Below are 14,170 nucleotides of genomic sequence, written 5' to 3' on the forward strand. Positions count from 1 at the left end.
ATGCAGGACTACACCGTATTAGACGTAGAGGCGTTTTCAAATCTTGATCGACCGATAAGCGATATTATGTTTAACGGTGAAGATCTTGGGGTTATGAATAAATATGGTGGCACTGGTCTAATTACAGGCGTACGTATTCCTTTTGGCGTACAGACCCTAACTTGGACGCTAGGGGGGCCAGAAGGCACTCCGCGAAATGGAGAGCACATGAAAATAAAGAATACGTTAATTATTTCGCCTGAGCAAATTCCAGCGGGAACCAAGTATTTAGGGCTGCATCTCTACCCGGACGATACTGCCGAGGTTACATTTTCGGATTCTATGCCGGAAAGGACCGCTCGCGGGAAAAAAATAAAAGCCGCGAGAAAGTAAATGGAGAAGCACGACAAATTAATCGCTGCTCAGAGTTCGAACCGCGACGCACCTGATGCGAAGCCAAGTCCCAAACAGAACTGCTCGGATGTAGTTAATATTAGCGTGTTCTTTGATGGAACTGGAAATAACAAATCCGTTGACGAACCCTTAATGAGATGGAGTAATCCTGCTCGTCTATGGCGAGCAACGCAATATCTTGTCGATGACGACGATAGTTCTAACTATGCAATCTATGTGTCTGGAGTTGGAACTCCTTTTAATGGCACGGCAACCGACTGGATAGATAAGAAATTGATGAAAATCCAGGACGGGGATGTAGCAGGTCTCGGCGCTGGTGCTGGCGGAACACGTCGAACGGATTATGGCGAGGCAAGAGTCAATGATCGCCTACGCAAAGTACTATCGCAAAGCGCTGCAAAATTGAATCTTTCCTTGCAACCCTATATTGAAAAAGGCAAACCTGCAAATATCAAGGAGCTTGCCAAGGCTCTAGAGGCGCACGGTCTCATCACTATAATTAACCTTTCAATTTTTGGCTTCTCGCGTGGGGCGGCGCTGGCGCGTGCTTTTAGCAACGAAATGTTAAAACAAACAGCCCGTGGTCCGGACGGAGTCCTTCGTTATAACGGTGTGCCGATTCGGTTCAATTTTATGGGGTTATTCGATACGGTCGCATCATTCGGGGCACCAGCAAAAAATGCCGACATGCCATTTGATGAGAAGAATCTTGTCGTTCCACAGGCAATCGAGCGCTGTGTTCATTTTGTCGCTGCGCACGAGTTGCGCTTTTCCTTTCCTGTCGATCTTATTCGCAAAGATGGCAAGCTCATGCCAAATTGGACGGAAACGGCTTATCCTGGCGCCCACTCCGATGTTGGAGGGGGGTATGAGCCTGTCTGCCAAGGAATCTCGAATAATTATGCACGCATTCCCATGCGGGATATGATGCACGAAGCCGTAAAAAGCGGAGTCCGGTTGGTTGACTATGACGATATCAAGAAAATTGACGCCGTAGTTTTTCGCTCGCGTTTTGAGATCATGCCTGATACTCTTAATGCCTATGCGAAATATATGAATTTAATAGGATCGCATGCGACCGTGGAGCAATCTGTAACGGCTCATATGAAAGCACTATATTCTGCGTGGGGTACGATGACTCGGCGAAAAATAAAGACACCCGATCTGATTGAGGCAGAGAGTCGAAGCGGCACCTTCAAAAAAGTCGGCCATCCGGGTATCGCTGCCGAAGCCGATGCATTTTTGGCTACAGAGGCGATTGAGCAAAAAATTCAAAATAAATCGCCACTAAGTCCTCTGCCGCGCGCAATGAATGTAGAGTACAGATTAAATGGTTTTGTGGTCCTTCCTGCAAAATGGCGGCTCGACGCCTGGCAGGCGACTGCGGCCGAACCAACGCTTAATTTTATACAGTTCTATGTGCACGACTCAAAGGCCGGCTTTCTGCATGCTCTTGAACCATTCAGCTACTTTACTGCGCGCGGAATGGCTGAATCGTCACGGAACGTGTTGGCGCGGGGGCTGGACTGGATGGACGATACTCTGACCGCTATTAAGAATGGCGTGGTCAAGGTGTATCATCGCGCCGAGGGTGTCGTTGTCGAAACCTGGGAAGAAGGCAAGCTGATCGCCACACACACTTATCGAGTTGGCGAGAAGTTCGTCGTCGATACCGTCCGCGCCGGCGTCAATTACACGGTCGAGGTTTATCAGACCAGCAAGCAGGTGATTATTTCAACAGTCAAGCGGGGCCAGCAAATGGTGATCACGTCGATCGACATGGCCAAGAAACAGGCCAGTGCCGCAACAGAGGCGACTCAGAAAAAAGCGGCCGAGTTGGCGGATGCCACCCAGCGAAAGGTCGGGGAATTTGCGGATGCAACGCAAAAAATGGCTAATGAAGTCGGTAATCAGATATACAACGGCGCAGCGGGCGCGGCCAGAAGCGTGGGAGAGGCTGTAGATACGGGCATGCAAGCAGTGGAAGAAGGTTGGCATTCCGTGCGTTCGGCGATTGGTATCTAGAAATGGCCCTTGCAATTGTCCGGCTTGGAGACAAGACGACACATGGCGGTGTTGTGATTACTGCATCGCCGGTGCATACGTTGCGCGGTATTGGCATCGCTCGCAAGGGAGACATGGTTTCATGCCCACTACCGGGGCACGGGATGAATGAGATCGTTGAAGGTTGCCTTGTGTTCAGTGTCGGTGGCCGCAGCGTGGCGCTGCACGGCCACAAAACCGCATGCGGCTGCTCGCTGATTGCCAGCGCTATCGATGCAACCCAAGGGTAATGTAGCGTTAGCCGTGAAAAAAACCGTTGCACGCTTTTACGGTTTCCCCATTCTTGCGCGCATCGCGGGCTTGCTACCGATGGCGGTGGCACTTGCGACTTTGCCAGCAATAAATTACTTCTTTGCAGATTCGTATCGGGCATAACTGCCCGCGTTTCCGTACGTTAGCCCAGCATCAACCCATCCAACCCAAACGGCGGCGCCTTCCCCCGCATGAGATCCGCGAGCAGGCTCGCCGTCCCACAAGCAAACGTGAACCCGAGCGGCCCATGCCCCACGTTCAGCCATAGATTCGAATACGGCGTGGCCCCGATGATCGGCGCACTGTTCGGCGTCGCCGGCCGCAGCCCGGCCCACGGCGTGATCTGCGTATAGTCCGCCGCGCGCGGCATCGTTTCCTTCACCTGGCGCGTGAGACTGTCCAGCCGATGAGCGTTCAGGCTCAGGTCTTCGCCGACCATGTCGACCATGGCCGCCACCCGCAGCTTGTCGCCGATGCGCGCATACAGGACCTTGCGTTCGAAGTCGGTGACGCTGATCTCGGGCGCGACATCGTCCAGGCGGATGGGTGCCGTCAGGCTATAGCCTTTCAGCGGATAAATCGGCAATGACAGCCCCGCCGATTCCCCAAGCATGCGGCTCTGCATGCCGGCCGCCAGCACATACGCGTCGGCCGACAGTACCCCGTCCGATGTCTGCACGCCGGCGATCCGGCCGCCGCCAGTGACGAAGCGCAAAGCCTCGCCATGCACGAACCCCGAGAAGCGCGGATGCGCCGCGATACGTTCGGCCAGCGCAACGCAGAACGCGTAGCAATCCGCCACCGCTTCGCCGCCGTTGTAGATCCCGCCCGCGAGCTTGTTTTCCATCGCGGCCAGCGCGGGTTCGTGCGCGACGCATTCGGAAGCATCCCACACGGCGCCGGCATTCGGTTTCGCGGCCGCCGCGTCGAAAGCGGCGCGCGTGCGGTAGACGACGAGCTTGCCCGCGTCGCGCCATGCGAACGCGTCCAGCGGCACGACGGGTGCCAGCGCGGCCATTGCCTGGCGCGACAGTTCGCCCAGTTGCAGCAGCTTGTTCGTCGTCTTGCGGTTCAGGTCGGCGCGGCAGTTGGCGAGGAAGGCAGCCAGCCAGCGCCACTGGTGCGCGTCGAATTGCGGACGAAAGCGCAGCGGGCCATGTTCCTGGAACAGCCATTTCACGGCCTTCAGCGGCACGCCCGCATCCGCCAGTGGCGACACGTAGCGGTAGCTCAGTTGCCCGCCATTGCTGTAGCTCGTGCCGGTGCCCACGCCCGGTGCGCGTTCCAGCAGCGTGACCCGGTAGCCGGCTTCGAGAAGCCACCACGCCGAGGTCAGGCCGACGACGCCGCCGCCGATGACGATTACTTGTTGCATCCGTGCACGCTTTTGATCATGGACATGCGAAGAAGCTTAGGGGCTGGCCTTGCGCTCGGCTAATGAATGTAGAGCGGCAGGGCATAACCGGTGTTCATGTTATGCACTGTTGTTGGGCATGATCGCGCCCCGATACAGGGCGGTCAGGATGCATTCCTGGAACCGCGCCAGCGATGAATACTTGCCCTTGTTGGCGAGCGCGAACGGATCGGTCGACGTACCGCCCACCAGCACGATCATCCCATTCCGCCGCTTCGGATCGAACGCGAACACGGACATCAGCCCGTATGCATCTCCCAGGTGCCCGACGGCCGGGAAGCCGCCACCTTCGACGAGACGTATCCCCGTTTCGTCAGGGAACTGTTCGTTGCCAAGCCCCCAGCAATGAAACAGCCCATCCGATGTGTCGCCGTTGCGGCCGTCATACGTCCATTGCCGGCTGAACATCAGCGACAGCGTGGCCGGCTTCAACAGCTGCGGGCCTTGCCCCATCAGCATGCGCATCACGACCCCCATGTCGCGCGCGCTGATGCGCAGGCCGCCGGTCGGACTGAACGGCGTGGCGTTCGTACCGATGACGTAACGGTCGATGGCAACAGGCGGCTTGACGCTGTAATCGTCGACCTGGGCGATCCACGGGCCGGCCGGATCCCACACCTCCGTGTCGACCGTGCGCTTGCGGTACAGCGTGGCCAGATTGGCCAGCGCCTTGGGCGGTAGTTCTGAAGGGAGATAGCCAGCCTGTAAGCCCAGCGGCTCGACCAGCAGGCGCTGCATCAGGCGGTCGAAGCGTTCGCCCGTCACACGTTCCATCACGGTGCCGATGACGCCCCAGCCGAGGTTGCAGTACGTGAAGTAGGCGCCCGGGCCCGCGTTGGCCGCAAACATCCGGGCGTCGATCACATCCTTCAGCGCGACGTCCGCGCCCCACGAATAGCCGGCATCGTCGCGCAGCGAGGACGTGTGCGTGAGCAGGTGGCGCAGGGTGATTGACTGGCCGGGGAAATGCGGATTGCGCAAGGTAAAGCCGAGGTAGCCGGAGACGTCCGCGTCCAGGCTGACCTTGCCGTCTTCGAGCAGGCGCATCAGCCCGAGCGTCGTCATCATCTTCGAGATCGACGCGATACGGAACAATGTATCAGGGCCAACGTTCTTGTCCGGCAGGCCGTCGTGCCCGATGAAGCGCCGGCCGCACTGATAAGCGTAACTGACCTGTCCGGCGCGGATCGCCAGCACGGACAGGCTCGCCAGCTCGCAGGCCGGATCCGCGGCAATGGCGGCGAGTTCCCCGTCCAGCCGGCGCGGCGGCGCCGCCAGCAACGGTCCGGTGGCACCGAGCAAGCCCATGCCAAGCAACAAACGCCGCGCTCTGTTCATCGTCATCCCCATTTCACCGATATGCAGGCGAGAATACGGACTGATCCCGCGCCGGGCAAATACTGCGATGTCAATCCCGCATAACTTTTCGGAATGACAACGGCCGATCCTTTCATGACAGCCCCGGCGGCATCGGTATTACACTGGTCATGTCCGCACATCCAGGTCGAACAACAACGCGATGCTGAACACCGAAACCCCCGCCCCGCAACACGCGTCCCTCGATCAATATCCCACCGCCGAGCTGGTCAACGTGCTCGTCGACGACCAGTACAAGGCCGTCGATGCCGTGCGTGCCGCCGCGCCGCGCATCGCCGCGGCCGTCACCGCTGCGCAGCCCCGGATGGAGCGGGGCGGGCGCCTCGTGTATGTGGGCGCCGGAACGTCCGGCCGGCTGGGCGTGCTGGACAGTATCGAGCTGTACCCGACCTTCTCCTGGCCGCACGACCGGGCCGTCGCGCTGCTGGCCGGCGGGACGGATGCGATGTTCGTCGCCGTCGAAGGTGCCGAGGACGATGTGGACCAGGGTGCGGCCGATATCCGCAACGCGAACGTGGGGCCGGACGACGTCGTGCTGGCCCTCGCCGCATCGGGCGCGACGCCGTATGTGCTGGGCGCCCTGCGCGCCGCGCGCGCGGCCGGGGCGCTGACGATCGGCTTCGCCAACAATCCGGAGGCGCCCGTCGCCGGCGAGGCCGAGATCGGGGTCACCCTGGACACGGGCCCGGAAGCCATCTCGGGCAGCACGCGTTTAAAAGCGGGCACGTCGCAGAAGATCGCGCTGAACACCTTCTCCAGCGCTTTGATGGTGCGTTTGAACAAGGTTTATGGCAACCTGATGGTAGACTTGAAGGCGACCAATGCCAAGCTGGTCCGCCGAGCCATCCGCCTGACGTCGTTCGCGACCGGGGCCGACGAGGAGGCGGCCCGCGCGGTGCTGGCGCAGTGCGACTTCCATGTCAAGGTCGCGATCGTGGCCTTGTCCAAGAACATCCCTGTCGAGCAGGCGCGTGCCCTGCTGGAGAGCGCGCGCGGCAGCGTGCGCGCCGCCCTGGCCGGCTGACGCGGCGCGGGCCCCAGCAACGCCCGCCGGCCGACGACGAAAGAACATGCAGACTACGCAATCCAAGAACCCGTGGCTGTGGGTGCCCTCGCTGTATTTCGGCCAGGCCATCCCCTACATCGTCGCCAACAGCCTGTCCGTCATCATGTACAAGGACATGGGGCTGTCCAACACCGACATCGCCTTTTATACGAGCCTGCTGTACCTGCCCTGGGTGATCAAGCCGCTGTGGTCGCCGGTCGTCGACCTGTTCGGCACCAAGCGCGGCTGGACGGTGTCTCTGCAACTGGTGCTGGCCGCCGCGTTGGGGGCCGTCGGCGGGACACTCCACCTACCGTCGTTCTTCATGATCAGCCTGGCGGTCATGTGGGTGATGGCATTCGCATCCGCCACGCACGACATTTCCGCCGACGGCTTTTATATGCTGGGCCTGCGCCAGCAACAGCAGGCCGCTTATGTCGGCGTGCGCTCGACGTTTTACCGGCTTGCCACCCTGGCCGCGCAGGGACCGCTCGTGATCCTGGCCGGCCATCTCTCGACATCGCTGGGCGACGTGCACCAGGCGTGGAGCATCGTGTTCTTCGTGCTGTGCGGGCTGTTCTTCGCGCTCTGCGCATGGCACCAGGCCGTGCTGCCGCGGCCTGATACGGATCACCGGGCGGCAGAAGGGACCAATCCCGTCGCCAGCTTCTTCGCCACCTTCGCCAGCTTTTTCCGCAAGCGCGACATCTGGCTGATCCTCGGTTTCATTCTGACGTTCCGCCTGGGCGAATCGCAGCTGCTGAAGCTCGTCGCGCCGTTCCTCAAGGACCCGGTGAGCGCGGGCGGCCTGGGCCTCACGACCGAGCAGTACGGCACCGCGTACGGCACCATCGGCATCATCGCGCTGACCATCGGCGGCCTGTTCGGCGGTTATCTGATCTCGCGCCTCGGCCTGAAACGCTGCCTGTGGCTGATGGTCCTGGCCGTGCACTTGCCGGACCTCGTGTTCGTGTACCTGTCGTCCGCGCAGCCGCAGAATTTCGGCGTCATCTGCGGCTTCCTCGCGATCGAGCAGTTCGGCTACGGCTTTGGTTTCACCGCCATGCTGATGTACATGATCATGGTGTCGGAAGGCCCGTACAAGACGGCCCATTACGCGATCTGCACGGGCCTGATGGCGCTCGGCATGATGGTGCCGGGCATGTGGAGCGGCAAGCTGCAGGAGATGATCGGCTACCAGCATTTCTTCGTCTGGACCTGCCTCGCGACGATCCCCGCCTTCGCGATGGCGGCATTGGTAAAAATCGATCCGGAGTTCGGCAAGAAGTGAACCATCAACGCCTCGTGTCGCTCGACGCCTTCCGCGGTTTTACCATTGCCGCGATGGTGCTGGTCAATAATCCGGGCGACTGGGGCCATCTGTACGGACCGCTGGAACACGCCAGGTGGAACGGCTGGACTTTTACGGACTGCATCTTCCCGTTCTTCCTGTTCATCGGCGGCGTGGCGATGGCCCTGTCGCTGGGCCGCCTGGCAGCAGCCGGTGCCGACCGTCCGCGCCTGCTCGCCAAGCTGGCCAGGCGCGCGCTGCTGATCTTCCTGATCGGCTTCCTGCTGAACTTCATGCCCTACTTCAATATCGACAAAGTGCGCATCCCCGGCGTGCTGCAGCGGATCGCGCTGTGCACCTTGCTGGCCGCACCCATCGTCGTGTACTGCGGCTGGCGCGCGCAACTGGCCATCATCGCCGGCGTGCTGGCGCTGTACAGCGTGCTGATGCTCTACGTTCCCGTGCCGGGCATCGGCGCCGGCGTGCTGGAGCCGGGACAGGACTTCGGCGCGTGGGTCGACCGCACGCTGCTGGGCAAGCACTTGTGGGTGCAGGCTAAGACGTGGGATCCGGAAGGCATCGTGTCGACCTTGCCCGCGCTGTGCAGCCAGCTGTTCGGCGTGCTGGCCGGGCGCTGGCTCGCGTCGAACGTGGACCGCACGCGGCAGGTGGCCGGCCTGGTGGTCGCCGGCATCGCGTGCGTCGCGATTGGGATGTTTCTCGATATCATTCTCATGCCGATCAACAAGAGCCTGTGGACACCGTCGTACTGCTTCCTGATGACCGGCCTGGCCTGCCTGGCATTTTCCGCATTCTATTGGCCGCTGGACGTGAGTCCGTCGTCCCGTGTACGTACGCTGGCGGCGCGCTGGACTCTTCCGTTCGTCATCTACGGCATGAACGCGCTGTTCATCTTTGCATTTTCCGGATTTGTCGCGAAAATGCTGGGTTATGTAAAATTCGCGCAGCCGGACGGCAGCCAGCACACGCTGGGGCAGGTGTTGTATGCGCCGATCGCCGCGTTGACGATCGGCGCCGTCAATACGTCGCTGCTGCATGCCGTGTTGTTCGACGCGTGCATGTTCCTCGTCGCGTGGGGCATGTGGCGCAAACGGTGGTTCGTCAAAGTCTAGGAGTTGGTGTTGCAACCTGATCAAAAACGACGCGCATTCGCGTTCGCGGGAGTCGCCGGTGCGCTGGCGATGGGAGGCCTCATGTCGGGCTGCAGTTCGACGCCTCCGCTGGTGAGCAACGTCCCCGCCGGCGATGAGCCGCCGCCCGCCCCGCGTGAATTCCGGGCCGCGTGGGTGTCGACCGTCGCCAACATCGACTGGCCCAGCAAGCCGAACCTCTCCGCCGACAAGCAGCAGGCCGAAGCCATCGCCATCCTCGACCGCGCCAAGGCGCTGAACCTGAACGCCATCGTGCTGCAGGTGCGCCCGTCCGCGGACGCCATCTATCCGTCCAAGCTGGAACCGTGGTCGGAATATCTGACGGGCCTGCAGGGCCAGGCGCCGCAACCATGGTACGACCCGCTGAAATTCTGGGTCACGCAGGCGCACGCGCGCGGGCTCGAGCTGCACGCGTGGTTCAACCCGTACCGCGCCCGCCACAACGGCGCCCGCTCGCCGGCCGCGCCGAACCACATCACGCGCACGAATCCTGCCGCCGTCAAGACCTACGGTAAATACCAGTGGATGGACCCGGGCGAGGAGGCCGCCGTCAAGCAGACGCTGGACGTCGTGCTCGACGTCGTGCGCCGCTACGACATCGACGGCGTCCACATCGACGATTATTTTTATCCGTACCCGATCGAGGCCCCGACGGCGACCGGCGCGGAAGGCGCCGCGCTGGAAGGCCGCACCGCGAAGGCCGAGCTGGATTTTCCGGACGAACCGGCGTGGCAGCGCTACCTGGCCGGCGGCGGGCGGCTCGATCGCGCGTCGTGGCGGCGCCAGAACGTCAACCGCCTGATCGAGGCCATGTACGAGGGCATCCACCGCGAGAAGAGCTGGGTGCGCTTCGGCATCAGCCCGTTCGGCCTGGGCCGGCCGGACCGCCGCCCGCGCGGCATCGTCGGCTTTTCGCAGTACGACAAGCTGTATGCGGACGCCGAGACGTGGCTGCAAAATGGCTGGCTCGATTATTTCTCGCCGCAGTTGTACTGGGGCATCCGCCAGCCGGGCCAGGCGTACGACGTGCTGCTGGACTACTGGCTGACGCAGAATCCAAAAGGCCGCCACGTGTGGCCGGGCCTGTTCACGAGCCGCATCGGCGCGCCGACGAAGGAGTATCCGCCGCAGGAAATCCTCGACCAGATCGACCACACGCGATCTCGTCCGAGCGCGAATGGCCACGTGCACTTCAGCATGGCGCCGCTGATGGAAAACCGCAAAGGGATCAGCGACCAGCTGCGCGCCGTGTCCTATCCGGGACCCGCGCTCGTGCCCGCCACACCATGGCTCGGCAACGAAGGGCCGGGCGCGCCCTCCGTCGCGGCCGTGCGCAAGGGCCCGTCCGTGTACCTGAAACTCGCGGCCGGCAAGGCCAATGCGATGTACGCGATCTGGTCGCGCTTCGGCAACCAGTGGCGCTTCGCCGTGGCGCCCGCGTCACGCGTGGACTGGGCCGTGCCGGACGATGCGAAGCTGGGCGCGGCGGATGCCGTCGTCGTCAGCGCCGTCGACCGCCTGGGCAACGAGAGTCCCAGGATCGAAGCCTGGCGCAAGGCATAACCTTGGGTCATGCATCGCCCGCCACCATTCATTCGCCCGATGAGCGCCTGACGGCGTACACTGGCGGGTGATCATGATCGATTCGCAACCCGAACCTATACCGCCGAGTCCGGCTGGCAGCCTGGGACTCGGCATCGACGCCGGCGGCACCGAGACGCGCTGGGCCCTTGCCGCGCCCGGCGGCGCCATCGTGGCCGAGGGCCGCGTCGCCGGCCTGTCCGCGCTGCAGATGGGTACGCCGCACGGCCGCGACGCGGTCCGCGCCACCTTCGCCGAACTGGCGACGCAAGCCCTCGTGCACGGCGTGCCGGGCCGGGTCGAAGCGGGCCTGACGGGCTTCGGTGGCGACAGCGAACTGCTGCAGCGCTGGCTGGCGGAAGAGCTGCACCTCGATCCGGCCCGCATCCACTTCTGCAGCGACATGGAGATCGCCTACCGCGCCAGCTTCGCGCCGGGCGAAGGCTATCTCGTGTACGCGGGCACGGGCTCCATCGGCGCCTTCGTCGACGTACACGGCCAGTTCCACCGTGCGGGCGGCCGCGGCGTCGTGCTGGACGATGGCGGCGGCGGCTTCTGGATCGCGAAGGAAGCGCTGCGCCACATCTGGCGCCTCGAAGACGAGCGGCCCGGCAGCTGGGAATCGTCGCCGCTGGCGCAGGCCGTGTTCGACTACGTCGGCGGCGCCGATTGGGCATATTCGCGCCAGTTCATCTATGGCCAGGAACGGGGCGCCGTCGGCAAGCTGGCGCTCGCGGTGGCGGCGACGGCCGATAAGGATCCCGTCTCAGCCGACATCCTGCGCGCGGCCGGCCGCGAACTCGCGCGCCTCGCGCTGGCGCTGACGGGGCGCTTCGGACCGCGTCCCGTCGCCGTGTCCGGGCGGGCGGCGGAGCTGCATCCGCTGATCGTCGACACCATGCGCGCGACGCTGCCCGGCATCGCCTTGACACAGACCCCGGGCCAGGCCCATCACGCGGCGGCGCGCATGGCGCTCGCTGCCGATCCACTCAACCCCATGACATCGACATGAAGACACTCGTCGCGACCCTGCTTCTCGCCCTGCTGGCCGGCTGCGCCACGCCGCCTCCGTCCGGACCGCAATACGACCACACGTACACGGCCAAGGGCCAGGCCAGCCGCGTACGTTTCCTCGTGCTGCACTACACCGCCCAGAACTTCCCGGAATCGCTCAGGATCCTGACCCAGCAGGAAGTCAGTGCCCATTACCTCGTGACCGCCGACCCAGTCCCCGTCATCTACAACCTCGTCGATGAAAAGAATGCGGCCTGGCATGCGGGCAACTCGAGCTGGAAGAATTTCACGCAGCTGAACAACAGCTCGATCGGCATCGAGATCGTCAACCTGGGCTGGAAGGACACGCCGACCGGCCGCGTCTATGCACCGTTCCCGCAAGCGCAGATCGACGCGCTGATCCCGCTCGTGCGCGACATCGTCACGCGCCACCACATCGCGCCGGAAAACGTGCTGGGCCACTCCGACATCGCCCCACTGCGCAAGCAGGACCCGGGCCCGATGTTCCCGTGGCGGCAGCTCGCGGCCGCCGGCCTCGTCGCGTGGCCAAATGCCGACCGCGTCGCCATGCTCGTGCCGATCTTCCAGGTGCAATTGCCGGACATCGCGTGGTACCAGAAGAAGCTGGCGACGTGGGGCTATGGCCTCGTGCAGTCGGGCGTGCTCGACGAGCAGACGCGTACCGTGCTGTCGGCGTTCCAGATGAAATACCGTCCGGCCAACATCGACGGCAATCCGGACGTCGAGACGGCCGCGCTGCTGGAAGCGCTGACGAACCCGACCGGTCCGCTGCCGCAGCCGTTGCCGGCGCCGGTCATCACGGCGCCCGTCATCACTCCGGATGTGACGCCGATACCGCCCGCGCCGCCTGCACCTCCGGAACCGCCGCAACCGCCGCAACCGCCGGTGCCGCCGCAGCCGGCGGTGCCGCCTGCGCCTGTGCAGCAGTGATCAGGGCTTGATGATGCGCCTGCGCCATATCGAAGTCTTCCACGCCATCATGCAGGTCGGCACCATCAGCGGCGCCGCGCAGGTCCTGCACATTTCGCAGCCGGCCGTGACGAAAGTCCTGCAGCACGCCGAACTGCAGCTGGGCATGCCGCTGTTCGAGCGCGTGCGCGGCAAGCTGATCCCGAAGCCGGAAGCGCACCGCCTGTTCGCCGAGACGGAAAAGCTGAACCGCGACCTGCAGGGCATCCGCCGCCTGGCCGCGAGCCTGAAAAACCGCGCCGAGGAAACCGTGCGGCTCGTCTCCACGCCGACGATCGCCGTCTCCGTGCTGCCCGCCGCGCTGACCGTGTGGCGCCGCGACTTCGCGCAGACCCGCTGCGAGCTCGCCACGTTCCACACGAACGAGATCGTGAACGCGTTGCGCCTCGGCGAGGCCGACCTGGCGCTGTCGCTGCAGGACCCGCGCCACCCCGGCATCGAAGCGGAGCCGATCGCGCAGGGCGCGCTGATGGTGATGGCGCCGGCCGGCACGTGGACCGACGCGGAGTGCGCGCAAGCGATCACGCCGTCCGGCCTCAGCGGCGAGTTGATCGGCCTGGCCGACCGCGACCCGCTCGGCGAGATGGTCGTGGCCGCGTGCGAGGCGCAGGACGTGCACCCGGTGTTTCGCACCGTCGTGCAGACGTACCAGATCGCGAGATCTCTCGTCGAGGCGGGTGCGGGCACGGCGGTGCTCGATCCGTTCACGGCCGCGTCCGCCGCGCCGGGCAAGGTGCAGTGCCGCCCGTGGGCACCGACGATCCCCGTCCAGCTGTACCTGCTGACGGCCAGCCACGCGCCGCTGTCGCACGGCGCGCGCGAACTGGCCATGTGCATCGGCGCCACGGCGCGCAATCTGTTGGATAAGGGATGTTCATGAATACCATCGCCAGCGAGGACATCGCCGGCCACCCGGAGTTCCGCCACCTGTCGACCATCGCCGGCATCGCCGTCGACCTGCGCTACGCGACCCCGGACAATTTCGTCGGCCGCGATTTGTACTCTCCCTACGATTGCGCCTGGCTGCACCGCGACGCGGCGTTTGCGCTGGAGCGCGTCGTCGCGTGGCTGAAGGCCCGACGTCCCGGCTGCACGCCGCTCGTCCTCGATGCGCTGCGTCCGCAGCGTGTGCAGCAGCAACTGTGGGATGCGCTGGCCGGTACCGATCTGCAGATGTATCTCGCGCATCCGCAGCGGGGTTCGATCCACTCGTTCGGGATGGCGCTGGACATCACCATCCTCGACGAGGACGGCCGCGAACTCGACATGGGCACGGGCTTCGACGACATGACGGAACTGTCGCATCCCGCGCTGGAAGCCCGCTTCCTGGCCAGCGGTGAATTGTCGGCGGAGCAGGTGGCCAACCGGCAATTGCTGCGCGACGCCATGTTCCAGGCCGGTTTCGTCGGCATCAACACGGAGTGGTGGCATTTCGATTGCGGCGACCGCAACCTCGTGCGCCAGACTTTCCGCCGCGTGCTCTGACCCCGTCGCACGGTGCTGTCGCGCCACGCTGACGGCACCCGTGCACGCTTGAGCAAGCTCATTCTCCTGCATTTCTCAGCCGGGACAATCGG

The 14,170-nt window shown here is 63.5% G+C and carries 13 protein-coding genes; 11 read left to right on the forward strand and 2 right to left on the reverse strand.

The annotated features are described in order from the left end of the window. From ASD28_RS31695 to ASD28_RS30930, 3 genes are read left to right on the forward strand one after another with little or no spacing between them, the layout of a single operon-like run. Nucleotides 1–372: a hypothetical protein gene (locus ASD28_RS31695; RefSeq protein WP_156403919.1), complete on the forward strand. Its 372-nt coding sequence runs from the start codon at nt 1–3 to the stop codon at nt 370–372. Then, the gene (locus ASD28_RS30925; protein ID WP_082577516.1) at nt 373–2,418 is read left to right on the forward strand and encodes a DUF2235 domain-containing protein; all 2,046 of its coding nucleotides are present in this window, start codon (nt 373–375) and stop codon (nt 2,416–2,418) included. Nucleotides 2,419–2,420: 2 nt separating this feature from the next. Then, on the forward strand, nt 2,421–2,687 hold the full coding sequence (locus ASD28_RS30930; RefSeq protein ID WP_082577517.1) for a PAAR domain-containing protein: 267 nt from the start codon (nt 2,421–2,423) through the stop codon (nt 2,685–2,687). A 164-nt stretch (nt 2,688–2,851) separates the two neighbouring features. Here the strand turns inward: ASD28_RS30930 and ASD28_RS07705 are convergent, their stop codons facing one another. Both ASD28_RS07705 and ASD28_RS07710 read right to left on the reverse strand, forming a co-directional pair. Continuing rightward, a complete protein-coding gene (locus tag ASD28_RS07705) occupies nt 2,852–4,084 on the reverse strand; it encodes a D-amino acid dehydrogenase (RefSeq protein WP_056126027.1) in 1,233 nt (410 codons plus the stop codon). A gap of 99 nt (nt 4,085–4,183) precedes the next feature. After that, the gene (locus ASD28_RS07710; protein WP_229412231.1) at nt 4,184–5,467 is read right to left on the reverse strand and encodes a serine hydrolase domain-containing protein; all 1,284 of its coding nucleotides are present in this window, start codon (nt 5,465–5,467) and stop codon (nt 4,184–4,186) included. Nucleotides 5,468–5,642: 175 nt separating this feature from the next. Between ASD28_RS07710 and murQ the strand changes: the two genes are divergently transcribed. From murQ to ASD28_RS07750, 8 genes are all read left to right on the forward strand, one after another. Beyond that, on the forward strand, nt 5,643–6,524 hold the full coding sequence (gene murQ / locus ASD28_RS07715) for an N-acetylmuramic acid 6-phosphate etherase (protein WP_056126029.1): 882 nt from the start codon (nt 5,643–5,645) through the stop codon (nt 6,522–6,524). 46 nt (nt 6,525–6,570) lie between these two features. Next, on the forward strand, nt 6,571–7,836 hold the full coding sequence (locus ASD28_RS07720; RefSeq protein ID WP_056126031.1) for an MFS transporter: 1,266 nt from the start codon (nt 6,571–6,573) through the stop codon (nt 7,834–7,836). Then, entirely contained in the window at nt 7,833–8,969 is a 1,137-nt protein-coding gene (locus ASD28_RS07725) for an acyltransferase family protein (protein ID WP_056126033.1), read from the forward strand. The genes ASD28_RS07720 and ASD28_RS07725 overlap by 4 nt, the downstream gene beginning before the upstream one ends. Before the next feature lie 69 nt (nt 8,970–9,038). Further along, nucleotides 9,039–10,571, forward strand: a complete 1,533-nt coding sequence (locus ASD28_RS07730; protein WP_082577519.1) for a family 10 glycosylhydrolase — start codon at nt 9,039–9,041, stop codon at nt 10,569–10,571. A gap of 73 nt (nt 10,572–10,644) precedes the next feature. After that, nucleotides 10,645–11,601, forward strand: a complete 957-nt coding sequence (locus ASD28_RS07735) for an N-acetylglucosamine kinase (RefSeq protein WP_056126039.1) — start codon at nt 10,645–10,647, stop codon at nt 11,599–11,601. Continuing rightward, entirely contained in the window at nt 11,598–12,554 is a 957-nt protein-coding gene (locus tag ASD28_RS07740; protein WP_056126042.1) for an N-acetylmuramoyl-L-alanine amidase, read from the forward strand. The genes ASD28_RS07735 and ASD28_RS07740 overlap by 4 nt, the downstream gene beginning before the upstream one ends. Nucleotides 12,555–12,564: 10 nt before the next feature. Further along, the gene (locus tag ASD28_RS07745) at nt 12,565–13,473 is read left to right on the forward strand and encodes a LysR family transcriptional regulator (protein ID WP_229412232.1); all 909 of its coding nucleotides are present in this window, start codon (nt 12,565–12,567) and stop codon (nt 13,471–13,473) included. Further along, a complete protein-coding gene (locus ASD28_RS07750) occupies nt 13,470–14,078 on the forward strand; it encodes a M15 family metallopeptidase (protein WP_056126206.1) in 609 nt (202 codons plus the stop codon). The genes ASD28_RS07745 and ASD28_RS07750 overlap by 4 nt, the downstream gene beginning before the upstream one ends. Nucleotides 14,079–14,170 lie beyond the last annotated feature (92 nt).

The sequence above is a fragment of the Massilia sp. Root133 genome (assembly GCF_001426525.1).
Taxonomy (GTDB): Bacteria; Pseudomonadota; Gammaproteobacteria; order Burkholderiales; family Burkholderiaceae_D; genus Telluria; species Telluria orientalis.

What these genes read in the sequence shown, in the direction of transcription:
- ASD28_RS31695 (WP_156403919.1), top strand. Translation starts at nt 1, where the DNA reads ATGCAGGACTACACCGTATTAGACGTAGAGGCGTTTTCAAATCTTGAT.
- ASD28_RS30925 (WP_082577516.1), top strand. Translation starts at nt 373, where the DNA reads ATGGAGAAGCACGACAAATTAATCGCTGCTCAGAGTTCGAACCGCGAC.
- ASD28_RS30930 (WP_082577517.1), top strand. Translation starts at nt 2,421, where the DNA reads ATGGCCCTTGCAATTGTCCGGCTTGGAGACAAGACGACACATGGCGGT.
- ASD28_RS07705 (WP_056126027.1), bottom strand. Translation starts at nt 4,084, where the DNA reads ATGCAACAAGTAATCGTCATCGGCGGCGGCGTCGTCGGCCTGACCTCG.
- ASD28_RS07710 (WP_229412231.1), bottom strand. Translation starts at nt 5,467, where the DNA reads ATGACGATGAACAGAGCGCGGCGTTTGTTGCTTGGCATGGGCTTGCTC.
- murQ (WP_056126029.1), top strand. Translation starts at nt 5,643, where the DNA reads ATGCTGAACACCGAAACCCCCGCCCCGCAACACGCGTCCCTCGATCAA.
- ASD28_RS07720 (WP_056126031.1), top strand. Translation starts at nt 6,571, where the DNA reads ATGCAGACTACGCAATCCAAGAACCCGTGGCTGTGGGTGCCCTCGCTG.
- ASD28_RS07730 (WP_082577519.1), top strand. Translation starts at nt 9,039, where the DNA reads ATGGGAGGCCTCATGTCGGGCTGCAGTTCGACGCCTCCGCTGGTGAGC.
- ASD28_RS07735 (WP_056126039.1), top strand. Translation starts at nt 10,645, where the DNA reads ATGATCGATTCGCAACCCGAACCTATACCGCCGAGTCCGGCTGGCAGC.
- ASD28_RS07740 (WP_056126042.1), top strand. Translation starts at nt 11,598, where the DNA reads ATGAAGACACTCGTCGCGACCCTGCTTCTCGCCCTGCTGGCCGGCTGC.
- ASD28_RS07745 (WP_229412232.1), top strand. Translation starts at nt 12,565, where the DNA reads ATGATGCGCCTGCGCCATATCGAAGTCTTCCACGCCATCATGCAGGTC.
- ASD28_RS07750 (WP_056126206.1), top strand. Translation starts at nt 13,470, where the DNA reads ATGAATACCATCGCCAGCGAGGACATCGCCGGCCACCCGGAGTTCCGC.